We start from the raw sequence: 16,418 nt of genomic DNA, 5'->3' as shown, positions 1-16,418 counted from the left end.
CTCCAGCCACCCAAGGCGGTGCGCTCGGATGACCACATCAGCTCCTTACTACGGCGATTCATCGGTGATGCGGACCCCGCCACCGGACCTGCCGTCTCTGTTGCTGAAAGAGCGAATTGTCTATCTCGGTCTGCCCTTGTTCTCAGATGACGACACCAAGCGTCAGGTGGGTCTGGACGTCACCGAACTGATCATTGCGCAGTTGCTTTATCTGGAATTCGACAACCCAGAAAAGCCGATTTACTTCTACATCAACTCCACTGGCACCAGCTGGTACACAGGGGATGCCATCGGCTTTGAAACCGAAGCCTTCGCCATCTGCGACACCCTCCAATACATCAAACCTCCCATCCACACGATCTGCATCGGTCAGGCCATGGGCACTGCCGCTGTGATCCTCTCCGCTGGCACCAAAGGCCAGCGTGCGGCGCTGCCCCACGCTTCCATCGTGTTGCACCAACCGCGCAGTGGCGCGCAAGGCCAAGCCACGGACATTCAGATCCGCGCCAAGGAAGTGCTTCATAACAAGCGGGCGATGCTGGAAATTCTGTCCACCAACACCGGACGCAGTGTCGAGGAACTCTCCAAGGACTCCGACCGGATGAGCTATCTCACCCCCGAGCAGGCCAAGGACTACGGCCTGATTGATCGCGTGCTCAGCAGCCGCAAGGAGCTACCGGCTCCTGTTCCGGCCGCCTGATCCGACGCCACCCACTTTCAGCTTCTCCCCAACCCCGACCCACAGCACTCACAACACCAGCCATGCCCATCGGAACCCCCAGCGTCCCCTACCGACTTCCTGGCAGCCAGATGGAGCGCTGGGTCGACATCTACACGCGCCTAGGCGCCGAACGCATTCTGTTCCTCGGATCCGAGGTGAATGATGCGGTCGCCAACAGCCTTGTGGCGCAAATGCTCTACCTCGACTCTGAGGACAGCAGCAAGCCGATCTATCTCTACATCAACTCCCCCGGTGGTTCGGTTACGGCCGGCCTGGCCATCTACGACACCATGCAATACGTCAAAAGTGACGTGGTCACCATCTGTGTGGGACTGGCGGCATCGATGGGAGCATTCCTGCTCGCTGCCGGCACCAAAGGCAAGCGCTTAGCTCTGCCCCACAGCCGCATCATGATTCACCAGCCCCTGGGTGGCACCGCCCAGCGCCAGGCCAGTGATATCGAAATCGAGGCGCGTGAAATTCTGCGCATGAAAGAGATGCTCAACCGTTCAATGGCGGACATGAGCGGCCAGAGCTTCGAAAAGATCGAGAAAGACACCGACCGTGACTACTTCCTCAGCAGTGAAGAAGCCAAGGACTACGGGCTGATCGATCGTGTGATCTCGCATCCCAACGAAGCTTGATCGAACAGGCGCTTGCGTAAGCTCGGTCGTTACTCAGCTCCACGTTCATCGCCCGGATGGCTCAGCTTTTTTACGACTCCGACGCCGATCTCTCGCTGCTCAATGGCAAAACGGTTGCCATCATCGGCTACGGCTCCCAGGGTCACGCCCATGCCTTGAACCTCAAGGACAGCGGCGTGAACGTGGTGGTTGGCCTGTATGACGGCAGCCGCTCCGCGGAGAAAGCCAAAGCCGACGGCCTCGAGGTGCTGAGCGTGGCTGATGCCTCCGCCAAAGCCGACTGGATCATGGTGCTGCTGCCCGATGAATTCCAGAAGGACGTCTACGAGAAGGAAATCGCTCCCCATCTCAGCGCTGGCAAGGTGCTGAGCTTTGCGCATGGTTTCAACATCCGCTTCGAGCTGATCAAGCCTCCCGCGGATGTGGACGTGGTGATGATCGCCCCCAAGGGCCCTGGACACACCGTGCGCTGGGAATACCAGAACGGTCAGGGCGTGCCTGCCCTCTTCGCCATCGAACAGGACGCCTCCGGTAATGCCCGTGGCCTCGCCATGGCCTACGCCAAAGGCATCGGCGGCACCCGCGCCGGCATCCTGGAAACCAACTTCAAGGAAGAGACCGAAACCGATCTCTTCGGAGAGCAGGCCGTGCTCTGTGGTGGTCTGTCCGAGCTTGTGAAGGCCGGTTTCGAGACTCTGGTGGAAGCGGGTTACCAGCCTGAGCTGGCCTACTTCGAGTGTCTGCACGAAGTAAAGCTGATCGTGGATCTGATGGTCAAAGGCGGCCTGAGCTCCATGCGCGATTCCATCTCCAACACCGCTGAATACGGTGACTACGTCAGTGGTCCCCGCCTGATCACCGCCGACACCAAGGCAGAGATGAAGCGGATTCTCGGCGACATCCAAGACGGCACTTTCGCCAAGAACTTCGTGGCCGAATGCGATGCCGGCAAGCCTGAAATGAACAAGATCCGTGAGCGCGACCGCGGTCACAAGATCGAAGAGGTGGGCAAGGGCCTGCGCTCGATGTTCAGCTGGCTGAAGGCCTCCTGAACCTGAGTCATAGGTCTCAGCGAAGCTGGTGCATGGCGCGCCAGCTTCGCAACGACTACAGCCATGCGCGCGGCCTCAGCACTCGGCAAGGTGATCGATGAGTGATGCATCGATCAAGTCGACGATGAACGCCCGATTGCCTGCATCACCCATGCTGCTGCAAGGTTCTGCCCAGGCAGGGGCCAATTTGTCGCTGGCGGCAACCGCATGGATGGTGAGTGGCATCACCGCATCACCGCTCCTGAACACCTTGCTTCCAGCCCTGGGTGCATTGCCCTTTCTGCTGCAGCTGAAGCGAACAGCACGCGGCTACTGGCTTCAGATTGTGGGTGTGCTGATTCTGTTGGGCGTGAGCCTGGCCCTCAAGCCGATGGGTGAATACAAAACACTGCTGCTGCTTGGCAGCTTCGCTGCTGTGTTGCTGTTCCAGATCGGCCAGGAAATCTCAGCTCTCCCCCTGCAGCGACAACTGATTGATGAAGCCGGCAGCTCGATGAAGCGCTTGCGCAGCAGTCAGGAAATCGGGTCCCTAATTGGAAACCTGCTGGCCGCTCTGTTGTTTCCCGCCCTGCGTCAGTTTCTGCCTGCCCTAGTCCTGCTGCTGCCTCTCGCTGTGGTGTCTTCACAGCCGGCGCCACAAGCGAGCCCGATGCCAACGGCGACCAAGGTCTCCAACCCACTGCCCTGGAATCGATCCTGTTCCCTTCAAGGGCTGGTCATGGGTGGTTTGTTCGCTCTGCTGGCTCTGTGGGTGCGGGAGATCGATGGCGGCAAGTGCTTCGACTTCGGCATGGTGCTGGCGGCCTATGGACTGGGCAGAGCGATCAGTCGGTGGACGCCTCGACTGCCGCGCTGGCTGCCCTACGTGCTGATCTGCGCCCTGTTGCTGCTCAGCCAGGCAGCAGTGCCCCCCTGGTTCGCAGTGCTGCTGTTTGTACCGATCGGAGTGCTGGCGGCGGTGAGCGATGCCGCGCTGGTTGAACGAATGACACCACTGGGCGATGAGCCCATGCGCTGGCAGGTGCTAGTGCGGTCGGGGGCCGTCGGCGGCCTGGTGGGGAGCATCGGCCTGGGCTTGATCTGCCAAGTGCTGAACCTGGTAGTGGCCCTGCCACTGGTGTCAGCAGGGTTCATCACTCTGGCCATCACGCAGAGCCGACATGCAACACCGACATGAGCTTGCAGACGTCAACGCTTGCAGCGACAGGCATTCTTCTGGCAGCGGTGCTGGATCGCAGCATTGGCGATCCAGCCAGCTGGCTCCATCCCGTGGTCGTGATGGGCTGGGGCATCAAACAGATGCGCCTGAAAGCCGAGAACTGGGCAATGGATCAGCCGCTCAAGCTATCGATCGCCGGGTACCTCATCACCGTCACGCTGGTAATGGGGAGCGGAATCAGTGGTTGGCTGCTGGAACAATTGATGCTTGGAGAACTGCTACCAGGACAACAGTTTCTGGGAGACAGTGCCGGCAGCCATGGCTGGGTCAACATTCTTGCCAGCGCGTGCTGGGTTCTAGCCCTGGCCAGCGCCCTGGCCGGAAAAAGCCTGGAAGACGGAGCTCGCCGCGTGCTTCAGGCCCTTCCAGCCGAGCGAAATGCAGAGCCGATCGAGGCCCGTCAACGTCTCAGCTGGATCGTGGGCCGTGACACCACGGAGCTCAGCGTGGACGAGATCCTCCGCGCCACAGCGGAAACGGCCAGTGAAAATGCCGTGGATGGCCTGTTCGCGCCCTTGTTCTGGATGCTCGTGGGGCTTGGGCTCTGGTCAGCGGGACTGACGAACGCACCGGGGCCGCTCGCTCTGGCCTGGTCGTTCAAAGCAGCCAGCACACTGGATTCCATGCTGGGTTACCGCAAGGGACGCCTGCGCTGGCTTGGCACGGCAGGTGCGCGTCTGGATGACCTGCTGATATGGATCCCCTGTCGACTGGTGATGCTGACCCTGCCTCTGGTCAGTCAAACCATTGACCGATGGGCATCGCTCGTGCTGGCCGCAGAGCGCGATGGGCAGCATGACCCTTCTCCCAATGCCGGACGCTCCGAAGCGATTTATGCCCACTGCGCCGAAGTGCAACTCGGGGGTCGGAACCGATACGAGGCTGGCTGGGTTGACAAGCCATTGCTCGGGAATGGCTTCCAAGGCGCCAGCAAGCAAAGTGTGGAAACCATCCTCAATCTCAGCAGGAGATTGGAAATGCTCTGGCTGCTGATGGCGCTCGGATGCACCCTCTGGCTCTCGTAGCTGATGAGCGTTCGACCTCTCAGCAAAAGCAGTACCGATCAGAGGCAGATCAGTAGGCGCCTCGATCCATCGGGAGAAGTAACACACCAAAAGTGCGCAGGATGATGGCCAGATCGAGCAGCACCGAACGGCCTCGGGCATAGGCCAGATCCAAGCGAACCCGTTTCGGGTAGCTGAGGTTGTTGCGTCCACTGACCTGCCAGAGTCCAGTCAAGCCAGGTCGAACCGCGAGCACCTCATCCATGTACATGCCATAACGCTCAATCTCCTTGGCAACGATCGGGCGGGGACCGACCACGCTCATCTCGCCGCGCAGAACATTGAGAAACTGTGGAAGCTCATCCAGACTGGAGCGACGCAGGAAGCGACCGATCGGAGTGATGCGGGGATCATCACGCAGCTTGAAATCGCGCTCGAATTCCTCACGCATCGAAGGAGATCGCTCCAACACCTGGGCCAGCACAGCATCTGCATCAGGGCGCATGGTGCGGAACTTGATGCACCCAAAGCGGCGGTATCCCCGTCCGACTCGCTTTTGAACGTAAAAAACAGGTCCCGGAGAACTGAGCTTGACCAGAGCAGCGAGCAGCAAGAACAGAGGCGACCCGATTCCGAGAACAGCCATCGAAAACAACACATCACCAGTGCGCTTCAGGGAGCGACCTAAGCGGCTCTGACGACGCACCAGCGAAACTGCCGGAAGGCTCGAAGGTGGTGCAGAAATTAAAGCGAGGTGGCGACGTGACGCCTGGCGCCTCAGCTTTGAGGGTGTTGTCGGAAGACCTGAACGACGCGAGGAACTCGCCAAAAACTGTCCCTCTTGTCTCACTCCAATCAACCTCAAAGCCTTGCGTTCGTCAGGTACCAAGGGCCAGAAACGGCAACGGCACAGGGACAAAGGCCGTCCACAGGCCAGATCCAACAAGGTCTCAGAACGCGACCGCATAGTCAAGAAGTTTCTCAGGCCGTTGCCGTCAGTCGCCCAGCTCACGATGCTTGGCGCATGGCTTTCACCAGCACTTCACTCAACGGACTCCTCGATGAATCCCTCGCGGAACCGCCCATCGGAGAGACCGATCATTTCCACTGGCACGCCACTCCAGTAGGCATTGCTGCACTCTGGCACGGGGACAACGCTCCATCGACACCCCCCTTTGAAGAAGCACTGACTGAAGGCCTCAAAGTTGGCCTAGATCTCAGCCGAGAAGAACGGGAGTTTCATCAAGTCACCAAAGGATTGGTTTTACTCTTCCACTCATGATCAATGCCGATTGAATCTCGAGATCACACAACAAATAAATTTAAGTTCAACGCGCATCCCAAACAAAAAGATCGCACTGATTAAATAAAATCATAAAGACGATCCAACAAGCGCCGCTACCAAGTGAAAAGAAACTGCCTCGCAGCACCTAATCAGAACAATGGATAACGCAAAGCACAAGGAATGAAGCTATCTAGACATTCTCAAGCAACAAAAAATCAAACCGCAAAAACAGGCAATAAAACGACCGAAAACAATGGAAGCAAAAACAATCGCCACAAAAGGATTCATCATTGCTTCGAAGAATATAAAATCCAAAAAAGTGGCGAAATCGAGCTTACAACTACAAGACGCCAAAGAGCTGGTCAGCCCGAGCAAGAGAAGTTAGGAAACGAACAAAAATAGAATCCTAAAACAACAGAAGAAAAGAAAATCCTCGGAAAACCGGCAACTAACAACACAAAAGCGAAATGAATATTAAGCAGCATAAAGACAAGTGCTTTTCTTCTAAAATTATATAAATGGATTGTAACCATGGCAAGCTTTCAAGACCTGCTCAATGCAAAAACCATTGGCCAGAAGAAGTTTGAAGAGTGGTCGAAAAATGCAGGGTTATCAAGTGATCCACAAAAAAGTGGATATTTAAATGTGCTTCCGCAGCACGAGAAGGATATTGTCATAAGAAGTGGATGGCTTGATTGGCAGGAAGCAAACAAATTGCATGCAAACGGTAAGTATAAAAAGACAAATAAGCAAGGTTCATTTTTCTCGAGCTGGGGACCAAAATTCGACGAAGTCAGCGTAGATCTATCACTTGCATCCCAAAACAAAATATCAATCGACGGATTTGGTGAACTAAGAACACGCGAAGAGTTTTCAAAAAGCATCTATGACAATGAGTTCTGGGTGTACAACGGCCAAACACCAGGACCAATCATCGTTGCAGACCCAGGAGACACAATAAGAGTTAAGTTAAGCAATAATTTGACTGTCGATGCTCAAACAGAGGAATGGAATTCACTAGCTAAGCGCACCAACCTGCATTTGCATGGCTCACACGTGTCGCCCAAAGGCAAGGGTGACAACGTGATGATTGCTGTCGAAAATGGTGACAGCCAAGAATATATCTATCAAATCCCAGAAAATCATCCGAGCGGTTTACTGTGGATGCATCCGCATCTGCACGGCACAACATCACTCTCATTGGCAGGTGGAGCCGCTTTACCGGTCTTTGTATTGCCCGATAAAGAAGATACTAACAATTTAGACGACTACGATCCAACAACATCGAACATCCATCTTCTCAGCCTGCAGTCATGGGCGGTTGAACAAGAAAACAATCCAAGTGTTACGCCTGGGGAAAACAATTGGGAAAACACAAAACAAATGCCCCCACGGGTTTTTCAGGAGGATGGAAACAGCTTTTACAAGTATGGATCAGCTCCTTTCAATGGGAACAATTATCAACCACTGGCATTTTTTACAGATACTGACATATTTAAAACGGGTGGTGCCACCTATGCAGACTACGTGGCTGCTGAAACAACCGAAAATTTGATCCATACAGTTAATGGGCAATACAATCCAACCATTAACGCAAATACAGGTGAATGGGTCACCTTTGGATTTCTCAATTTTTCATTGAATTCAAGCCATGTGATTCAACTTGTTCATGCCGACGAAGATGGCAACCTAACGCTGGAATCACCCAACCTGTTGGGAATCGATTCCGATATTTCGCGTTGGGCATCTGATGATGACACCTCAGTAACCACCCTTCCAGGAATATCGCCCGGTGGAAGAATCACCATCCAGCATGCGTTTAACAAGCCTGGCAGTTATTATTTTATTAGCAATGCAAGCGATGAAGTCCTCGGTGATTTAGCTCCAATCGAAACAAATAGGCCGAAAAATTCAAACGAAACGTACCTTGGATACAATGACGGTTTTCAAATCACACCGTCGCAAGTTTTAGCAACAGTCGATGTATCAGGAAGCAAATTTCAAAGTTCAAATCAACCTGATGCTTGGGACTACCTAGAGAAACAGAGAGCACACGCACTCGGCCTCAAAGAGGAAGCAGCAAAATCTGGAGTGGATAGAAGCAGAGAGTTTGTGTGGAACACATACCCGCCAGCAATTCCAGTGGAAAAAGATCGCCAAACACGAACGACTCCGGATGGGGTTGTATACGTTGATCCTGGATACAACGACCCAGAAGACTGGGAAGGAGTATGGACAATCAACAAACAATGGTGGACGCACAAAGCAACCCAAAGTCCAACAATCTCCATTGCAATGTTAGATACATTGGAGAGATGGTCGCTGGTCAACAGTTCACAATCCGTCAAACGAGATAAGTACCCAACAGAGAAACCCAGAACTGAAATTCAGATAGGGCAATCACACCCATTTCACCTGCACCAAAACGAATTCATAGTCGAAACAATTAATGGTTTACAAGTGGGAACAACACCTAAACAAAACAAAGTTGGAGATGCCTTCGTCGGTGATTCATTGGTTGATGTCTATCAAATGGGGCCTGCTTATGCTACAGGCAGTGCAACATCAGACAATCCATTTGGGACACCAATGATTTTGGATGAAAGTGGAAATTATATTGATGGCAATGGAAATAACTGGGGGCCTGACTCTAAACCGAATGGACTCGCACCAGATGGATATCTGACAAATTCAAAGACCGACATCCTGGTTCGTTTCGAAGACTTCACAGGGCTGTTTGTCGATCACTGCCACCTATTATTCCATGAAGATGGTGGAATGATGGTACCAGTATTAACCATCCTCAACACCAATGATAGTTGGATTACAAGTGGATCAACAACAAGCAACAGCATTGATTTGTCTCTAGGTTCTAACAAAGGGAATACGATCCAATTTCAACCATTTGCAGAAACATTATCAACGGGTGTCAATGTCGCTAGTGGTGATATCAATGCATTGAACTTTGAGCCTGGCCCCAAAGCGAGAACAGTCAATGTCAGCGACAACATCGAAGATATTGCAGTCATTGAAGCCACGTCATCAAACACAGGTGCATTCAAATTAAATGTTTTTGATGGTCAGAGCGTGAAGGATTACTATTCAAACAAAATCAATGGCAAAGATCCAGCCTTAAGTTCGCTAGAAAAACTGAAAGAGATAACAATCAATGCAAACAGCCAGGATAGTGGCCAAAATTTAAAATCATCAATTGCAGTTGGGGATATCAATGGAGATGGGTATGATGAGATTGTTGTTGGAATTTCGGGGAATGGGTATAAGCCCGAAATACGTGTTTTCAGCGGCAAAAATTATCAGGAACTTTATAGTCTAACACCATTCGATGGAGCATTGAGCAACGGTATTGATGTTTCAATTGGAGACATTAATGGAGACAACTATGGAGATATTATTGTTAGCCAACTTGAGGACGGGGAAGGACTTGTTGATGGCTTTAATGGAAAAAAACTGACAGATCACTTAGCCGACAACAAGAACTCAATGATGCAATCAAGCATGAGCAAACTCTGGGACACTCCATTCAATCCACATGGCAAAACAAGTAACGCCGTACGAGTCGCCATTGGCTATTCGCTCCCGGATGAGCAACCGTCTGGTGCCGATTATCAATTCATGGACAACATGCATAATCAAACATATTTGGCAAATTTATCAACATTAGAGGTCATTACAGGTACAGCGGTTGAAAAAACAACTGTTAAAAACTGGCTGTATAAATCGAAAGATGGAGCTCATGCAGGGCATGGCTCAGATAGTGAAGACACTGCACACAGCATGATGCACGATGAACTCATCAATCCAATGACGTCAATGGGAATGGAGAAAATCACACCAGACGATTTAGTCTCCAATGGAAAATTTGTCTTGGAAGGACTCTATACAGATATCGATTTTAATTACTTTGATATTCAGCCTAATCAGAGGGGAGAGGGCGGCTTGCTCCTGACACAGGACAATGGTTTAAAAACACTACTACACCTTAAAACTGCGGAAATGAATAGTGCCTATGATTTTGTACTAGAAGCGTTTGGATGGTGAGGGACTGATGCCCTAAATATCTAGTCACATAAGAAGTGGTGATTTTGAAATCATCACTTCGCAATTATCTTGGAGCACTAATGATTGTCGATGAGAAAGGAAACTATAGCGAAGAAAATGAAACATTAAAAATGAATAAACTATGAACTAATGAAGACAGTAGAGGTTATTCTCTTAAAATATGGAAAAGTAAGATGAGTTGTGGCAAACCTCAAAAGCCTGCGTAATGCAAAAACGATCGGCCAGAAAAATTTTAAAAAATGGTCGGCGAATGTAGGACTAACAGGAATTGCTCAAGATAGCGCATACCTCAACGTACTGCCACAACATCAAGGCGTCGTCAACATCGCAAGCGGTTGGCTGGATTGGCAAAAGGGGAATAGTGAACACGAGAAGGGTATCTATCAACAAACAAATAAGAGTGGGACATTCTTTTCAAGTTGGGGACCAGAATTTAATGTCGTCAATATTGATTTATCACTGGCATCTCACAACAAAATTACGATAGATGGTTTTGGCGAAATAAGAGTGAGGAAGGAATTCTCACAGAGCATTTACGACAATGAATTCTGGCTGTACAACAGTCAGACGCCAGGACCTGTCATCATCGCTGATCCAGGAGATACGATAAAAGTCAAGTTAACAAACAACCTTGGCATAGATTCACAAACAAATGAGTGGAATGGAGTAGCAGATAGTACTAACCTCCATTTGCACGGCTCCCACGTATCACCTCAAGGTTATGGTGATAACGTTATGATTACCTTAGGGAATGGTGAAAGTAGAGAATATGAATACAAAATTCCAGAAAATCATCCCAGTGGATTGCTTTGGATGCATCCACATCTACATGGCTCAACTGCATTATCGTTATCTGGCGGGGCAGCATTGCCGGTGTTCATCTTGCCAGACTCGGAAGATACAAACAATCTCAGTGGATATGATCCGACAAAAGAAAATATTCACCTATTAAGTTTACAATCATGGGCGGTAGAACAAGAGATTAATCCCAATGTTGTACAGGGAAGAAACAACTGGGTAAACACAAAACAAATGCCTGCGAGGATATTTGATGATAACGGAACTAGCTTTTACAAGTATGCATCTGCACCTTTCAATGGGCAGAATAACCAGCCACTGAATCCAAGTAGTACATATGGATCTGTTGTCGCAGCCGAACCAAACGAGAATTTAATACATACAGTCAACGGACAATACAACCCAACAATTAAAGCCAATACAGGTGAGTGGGTCACATTTGGCTTTCTGAATTTCTCTTTGAATTCCAGTCACATAATTCAGTTGATTCGTGTTGATAGTGACGGAAACATAAGCTTAGAATCGCCAAACTTATTGGGTATCGATTCAGATATTTCGCGATGGTCTTCGGAATACGACACCTCTGTGTCAACATTGCCGCTGATATCACCGGGTGGAAGGGTAACAATCCAGCATTCCTTTGACAAACCAGGCGAATATTACTTTATTAGCAATGCAAGCAAAGAAGTACTCGAAGACTTAGCACCTATTGCATCAAATAGGCCCAAAAATTCTAGCGAAACGTATCTTGGGTATAATGACGGCTTTCAAATTACACCATCTCAGGTCTTAGCCACAGTAGAAGTTACAGGATCGACCGTAGACACTTCTAATCAGCCTGATGCTTGGGACTATCTGGATGGGCAAAGAGATCATGCAATTGGACTCAAGGAGGAAGCTGCAACATCGGGGGTAGCTCGATCAAGAACATTTACTTGGAGGACAGGCGGAACTTTTGAAGAAGAGAGCAGTGGACCAAAAATTGGTCCTGACGGCGAGGAATATGATGATCCCGGATTTAATGAACCGGTGGGTTTTGAGGGGTTATGGAGAATTAACCAACAATATTGGTCAACCAAACCAGCGCTGAGTCCAACAATAACAATTGCAATGTTGGACACATTGGAGCGCTGGTCACTCGTCAATGCTTCAAAATCAACAAAAAGGGCAAATTGGCCTGTAGAAGCCCCAGTAACACAGATAGAAATAGGGCAATCCCATCCTTTTCATCTGCATCAAAATGAATTCATTGTTGAAACAATTAATGGCCTAAATGTAGGAATTGATCCTGATACAAATCAAGTTGGTGATGCATATGTAGGAGATTCAGTAATCGATGTCTTCCAAATGGGACCGGCCTATGCCAAGGGAACTGCAACAACAGGAAATCCATATGGCACACCAATGATTCTTGACGAAGAAGGGAACTACATCGACGGCAATGGAAAAAATTGGGGATCCGATGGATCACCACCAAAAGGATATTTAATAGACTCAAAAACCGATATTTTGGTTCGATTTGAAGACTTTACCGGCTTGTATGTCGATCACTGCCACTTGTTGTTCCATGAAGATTCAGGAATGATGGTGCCCGTGTTGACCATCCTCAATACCAACGACAGCTGGATCACGAATGGTTCGCCAAGAAAGGGCAGCGTTGAACTATCACTTGGATCGAACCGGGAAAATAAGATTGAATTCAAGCCATTTGAGAATTCACGATCAAATGGAGTGAACATCGACAGTGGGGATATCAATGCATTGAACTTTGTGCCCGGGCCAGAAGCTAGAACAGTCCATGTAACCGATAACATTGAAGATCTGGCGGTAATTGAGGCCACATCTACAAATAAAGGAAAGTTCAAATTAAATATTTTCGACGGGCAGAGTGCGAAAGATTTTTACGAAGAGAAGCTAAGGGGGAATGATCCAAAATTAGAAACACTGAAAAGATTGAAAGAGTTAACAATAAGCGCAGAAGGAAAAGGAAACCGAGAAAACTTAAAATCAGCCCTGGCACTAGGCGACGTTAATGGTGATGGTTATGACGACATCATCGTTGGTATTTCAGGTAAGAACTACGATACAAAGATTCGTGTCTTTAGTGGGGCAAATTATGAGGAACTCTATTGCTTAACGCCCTTCAATGGGGCAAAAAGCGATGGAATTGATCTTGCTGTAGGAGACATGAATGGTGATAACTTTGCAGATATCATTGTTAGCCAACTCGAAGGTGGGGAGGGCATCGTAGATGGCTTCAATGGAAAGAAACTAACGGATCATTCTGCCGCAGGGTGCGAAGACGAGAAGCTCTCAAGTATGGCAAAACTTTGGGATAACTCATCATATTTTAAACCACATGGAAATACTAATAATGCTGTTCGCATAGCGATTGGTTATTCACTTCCAGATGAGCAACCACAGGCACCTGATGGTGAAGAATATAAGTTCATAGATGAGAAGTATAACCAGACCTACTTGGCTAATTTATCAACTATGGTGGTTGATTCAAAATCAAAAGGTAACAATTCAGAAATTAAGAACTGGCTACTTAATTCAGCAGAAGGTGCTCATGCTGGTCATGGTTCTAATAATCATGATAATGAACATAGCATGATGAATATGAGCAATAAAAGTGGAGAAAGTAGCATGATGAGCATGGAGGATGAAATAACAAATCCATCAAAAATAGAAAAGCATCAAGGCAGTCAGGTTACTGAGTTATTAATGAATGGAGCAATCACGTTGAACAATAGATATATAGATATAGATTTTCAATATTTTGATATTGATGCAGATAATAGGGGGCAGGGAAGCTTGCTTTTAACGCAAGATGATGGCAATGCAACACTTATGCACTTAACCAAAAGTGCGGTGTATCACGGTGAGGGAGTTAACAGGCAAGCCACTTGGGGTTTGCAAGCTGATTACTATAGCTGGGCATAACGTCTATCAAAAGACAAATTAGATAAAAATCTACTCACTTAATAGTCCTAAAAAATGACTGCTAAATTGAAAATCCATTATTAATGACACAATAAGTAGCTTCCATGCCGAGAGTCTTCATCTCAAGTTTCATTTTTTGAATATCATCAGCACTGGCGACAATAACAAGGCTTTCCAGATCAAGCAGCGAGAAGAATTCATCCAAAATATCTTTGACAGTATCGAGATGAACATGAAAAGCTTTGTGGTCAACATAGCTTTCTCTGAGGAACAAATGAGTATCACTAAATGCAGCTGTAAATAACAGTGTGCCTTCCTCGCCATGACCACGGGAGATAATTTCATCCGTGATCTTTTTAATAGCAGCCATTTGACCATCCTTCACGCGGAAAAGAGGATAAATGCTGATAAAGGAGTCAGTACGCTTCATGAACAGTGAGCAACTTCTTTCACTTTAGGCAAAACGTAAAAAGAAGCCAACAGATTAGGATTTGAAGACTGAGGAAGACAGCATGAAATCAAATCGTAAAGAAGATATAATGAATTCTTCAAAAAACAACAAGGTGCCCGAAACAACTGAATAAAAAAAGCCACCAAAGCAATGCGATGGTGACAAGGCAGTTTAAAAGTGTGATAGGAGCGAAATTCTTATCGGCAGAAACCTTGGAAAGAAGTCATCTTGACAGGTGAAAGAGCACTTAGAGCGTTCGACAACTCCTCAGTTGGAAAGCCGTAGGCTACGACCTTGACAGGAGTCAAAAGACCCATGAAATCAGAGCCGAACATGTCTCCAAAAGCCTTCATATGGAGGAGTGCCTGCGCAGAGTTAGCATAACGCTCATACACATGAACTTCGTCATGGGCAGGATTAACACTGAATTCGAAATTAGTGGTGTCGGGTTCATTGGACTGAAAATACTCAGTCATTTTGGCTGCAAGCGCAGAAATTTGTGCAAATGAATCTGGCTTACAAGAACAAGTTATTGTCCAAGAAACCCACGTATTGGAATCAGAAGAGATCAGAGACATGTGATGAGGAAAAACAGATGGCGAATTGAGAAGAAACTAGTGACCGGCCCTGATGATGTCGACCAGTCTTTCAGCTATGGCGTAACAGGTCAGCATTGGATTGCGAGAGACATGGTCTGGAATAATTGAGCAATCGACAACTCTTAAGGAGCTACATTCATGAACTTTTAGATAAGGATCAACAACAGCATGATTATCGGAAGCTGGGCCCATTTTGCAGGTGCCAACTGCATGCCAAATTGTGGCAGAGCGATCAGTAATGTATTGCTCGATAAACTTGGTATCATTAAGCATATCATCGGTTAAAACGGCGACTCCCTCAGAAATATCCTTAAGTGCACCTGTAGTAAGTAACTCATAGCCACGCCGCACCCCGTCGACCATCTTGCGCATGTCTTCTGCATGTGAATTTAAGCGATGGTCAATACGGGGTTGCTGATTTGGATCAGACGATTGCAATGTGACACGACCACGGGACTCGGGTCGATTGATCACAATACCAGTGCCAAACATTAATCCTCGAGTTGGATCAGCACCTGGGAAACGCTCGGCACCTAATTTACCGAGACAATAAATTTGCATATCGTTAATGTGAGCGCTGCCGGGGGCCGTGTAATGAATCACCATTTGAACATCATCATCACTCTCGTTAACGATCCCAGGTTTTGGATACGAAGCAACAACAGCGAGCGAGTGATCAATGAGGTTGCTACCAACCCCTTGGAGATTATTAACACAGTCAATCTTCAGCCGATCCAGATCATCAACAGGACCAACACCTGAGCGAAGGAGAATAGAAGGAGAATTGATCGTACCAGCACTCAAAATCACTTCTCCACCAAAAATGCTTTCCACCGAGTCGTCCGAGTTGATCACTTCGACGCCGATGGCATCTTTACCAGAGAAAAGAACCTTATTGACCATCGTTCGGTCTTTAATCGTCAGATTCGGCCGGGATTGAGCTTCCAAGAGGTAAGCGATAGAGCTGGAAACACGAAGTGAACCATCCCCGGCTCGGTTCATGGGTATGGGCCCAACGCCGTCGTAACCATTGGGGTGATTATGGTCTGGCACCCAGGCGTAACCATCGGCCATGGCCGATTCTTTAAAAGCAGCGACAACTGGTGAATACTGATCGGGTTTAAAACGTTGGATAGGAATCTTTCCAGAACTACCGTGATAAGAGGCATATCCAAAATCGATATCGTTTTCGATTCGTTTATACATGGGTAAAATGTCTTCCCAGTCCCAGCCAGTGTTGCCAGCTGCAGCCCATGCCCTGAAATCTTGAGGGAGACCCCTGAGAGAAATCACACCATTGACAGCAGAGCAGCCACCACTGACCTTCCCTCGGGCATAAGGGAAGTCTCGCCCTGGAGTGACCTGGGTGATGTAGTGCCAATCATGGTCTTCTACAGAAACTGCCCGAGAATCCAAAAGGTCTCGAGGGGTTTCATCAATGGAGGTGAAATGGGGGCCGGCCTCCAAAAGCAACACCTTGATATTTTCATCTTCTGTTAGCCGAGAGGCAATCACAGCCCCAGCGGTTCCCGCACCGACAATTATATAGTCAAACGCCTTCATGAAAAAGAAAGACTCTATATTTTGACTTTAGTCATTGCATATAGACAGCAATCAAG

The 16,418-nt window shown here is 48.6% G+C and carries 12 protein-coding genes; 8 read left to right on the top strand and 4 right to left on the bottom strand.

Going from position 1 to position 16,418, the window contains the following annotated elements; all coding sequences use genetic code 11:
- Positions 1–28 precede the first annotated feature (28 nt).
- The 5 genes from SynNOUM97013_RS03390 to cbiB all read left to right on the top strand — a co-directional run bounded on the left by SynNOUM97013_RS03390 (position 29) and on the right by cbiB (position 4,661).
- Positions 29–700, top strand: a complete 672-nt coding sequence (locus tag SynNOUM97013_RS03390) for an ATP-dependent Clp protease proteolytic subunit (RefSeq protein WP_186480778.1) — start codon at positions 29–31, stop codon at positions 698–700.
- 62 nt (positions 701–762) lie between these two features.
- The gene (locus SynNOUM97013_RS03385) at positions 763–1,365 is read left to right on the top strand and encodes an ATP-dependent Clp protease proteolytic subunit (RefSeq protein ID WP_186480777.1); all 603 of its coding nucleotides are present in this window, start codon (positions 763–765) and stop codon (positions 1,363–1,365) included.
- 56 nt (positions 1,366–1,421) lie between these two features.
- Positions 1,422–2,417, top strand: a complete 996-nt coding sequence (gene ilvC, locus SynNOUM97013_RS03380) for a ketol-acid reductoisomerase (protein ID WP_186480776.1) — start codon at positions 1,422–1,424, stop codon at positions 2,415–2,417.
- 97 nt (positions 2,418–2,514) lie between these two features.
- Positions 2,515–3,594 (top strand): hypothetical protein, encoded by a 1,080-nt coding sequence (locus SynNOUM97013_RS03375; protein ID WP_255442935.1) that lies wholly within the window; start codon positions 2,515–2,517, stop codon positions 3,592–3,594.
- Positions 3,591–4,661, top strand: coding sequence for an adenosylcobinamide-phosphate synthase CbiB (gene cbiB / locus SynNOUM97013_RS03370; RefSeq protein WP_186480775.1), 1,071 nt, complete (start codon positions 3,591–3,593; stop codon positions 4,659–4,661). The genes SynNOUM97013_RS03375 and cbiB overlap by 4 nt, the downstream gene beginning before the upstream one ends.
- A 49-nt stretch (positions 4,662–4,710) precedes the next feature.
- On the opposite strand, the gene SynNOUM97013_RS03365 is transcribed toward cbiB, so the two are convergent.
- Entirely contained in the window at positions 4,711–5,469 is a 759-nt protein-coding gene (locus SynNOUM97013_RS03365) for a sugar transferase (RefSeq protein ID WP_186480774.1), read from the bottom strand.
- Positions 5,470–5,664: 195 nt separating this feature from the next.
- Between SynNOUM97013_RS03365 and SynNOUM97013_RS13705 the strand changes: the two genes are divergently transcribed.
- From SynNOUM97013_RS13705 to SynNOUM97013_RS03350, 3 genes are all read left to right on the top strand, one after another.
- On the top strand, positions 5,665–5,922 hold the full coding sequence (locus SynNOUM97013_RS13705; protein WP_255442934.1) for a hypothetical protein: 258 nt from the start codon (positions 5,665–5,667) through the stop codon (positions 5,920–5,922).
- Positions 5,923–6,456: 534 nt separating this feature from the next.
- The gene (locus SynNOUM97013_RS03355) at positions 6,457–9,984 is read left to right on the top strand and encodes a multicopper oxidase domain-containing protein (RefSeq protein ID WP_186480772.1); all 3,528 of its coding nucleotides are present in this window, start codon (positions 6,457–6,459) and stop codon (positions 9,982–9,984) included.
- Positions 9,985–10,185: 201 nt separating this feature from the next.
- Entirely contained in the window at positions 10,186–13,749 is a 3,564-nt protein-coding gene (locus SynNOUM97013_RS03350; RefSeq protein ID WP_186480771.1) for a multicopper oxidase domain-containing protein, read from the top strand.
- A 61-nt stretch (positions 13,750–13,810) separates the two neighbouring features.
- Here the strand turns inward: SynNOUM97013_RS03350 and SynNOUM97013_RS03345 are convergent, their stop codons facing one another.
- The 3 genes from SynNOUM97013_RS03345 to SynNOUM97013_RS03335 form a co-directional block, all read right to left on the bottom strand.
- Positions 13,811–14,179, bottom strand: a complete 369-nt coding sequence (locus tag SynNOUM97013_RS03345; protein WP_186480770.1) for a putative quinol monooxygenase — start codon at positions 14,177–14,179, stop codon at positions 13,811–13,813.
- A gap of 218 nt (positions 14,180–14,397) precedes the next feature.
- The gene (locus SynNOUM97013_RS03340; RefSeq protein ID WP_186480769.1) at positions 14,398–14,778 is read right to left on the bottom strand and encodes a hypothetical protein; all 381 of its coding nucleotides are present in this window, start codon (positions 14,776–14,778) and stop codon (positions 14,398–14,400) included.
- Between the two features lie 36 nt (positions 14,779–14,814).
- Entirely contained in the window at positions 14,815–16,362 is a 1,548-nt protein-coding gene (locus SynNOUM97013_RS03335) for a GMC family oxidoreductase (RefSeq protein WP_186480768.1), read from the bottom strand.
- Positions 16,363–16,418 lie beyond the last annotated feature (56 nt).

This window comes from Synechococcus sp. NOUM97013, assembly GCF_014279815.1.
In the GTDB taxonomy this organism is placed as follows: Bacteria; Cyanobacteriota; Cyanobacteriia; order PCC-6307; family Cyanobiaceae; genus Synechococcus_C.
This window is presented reverse-complemented; position numbering and strand designations above follow the sequence as displayed.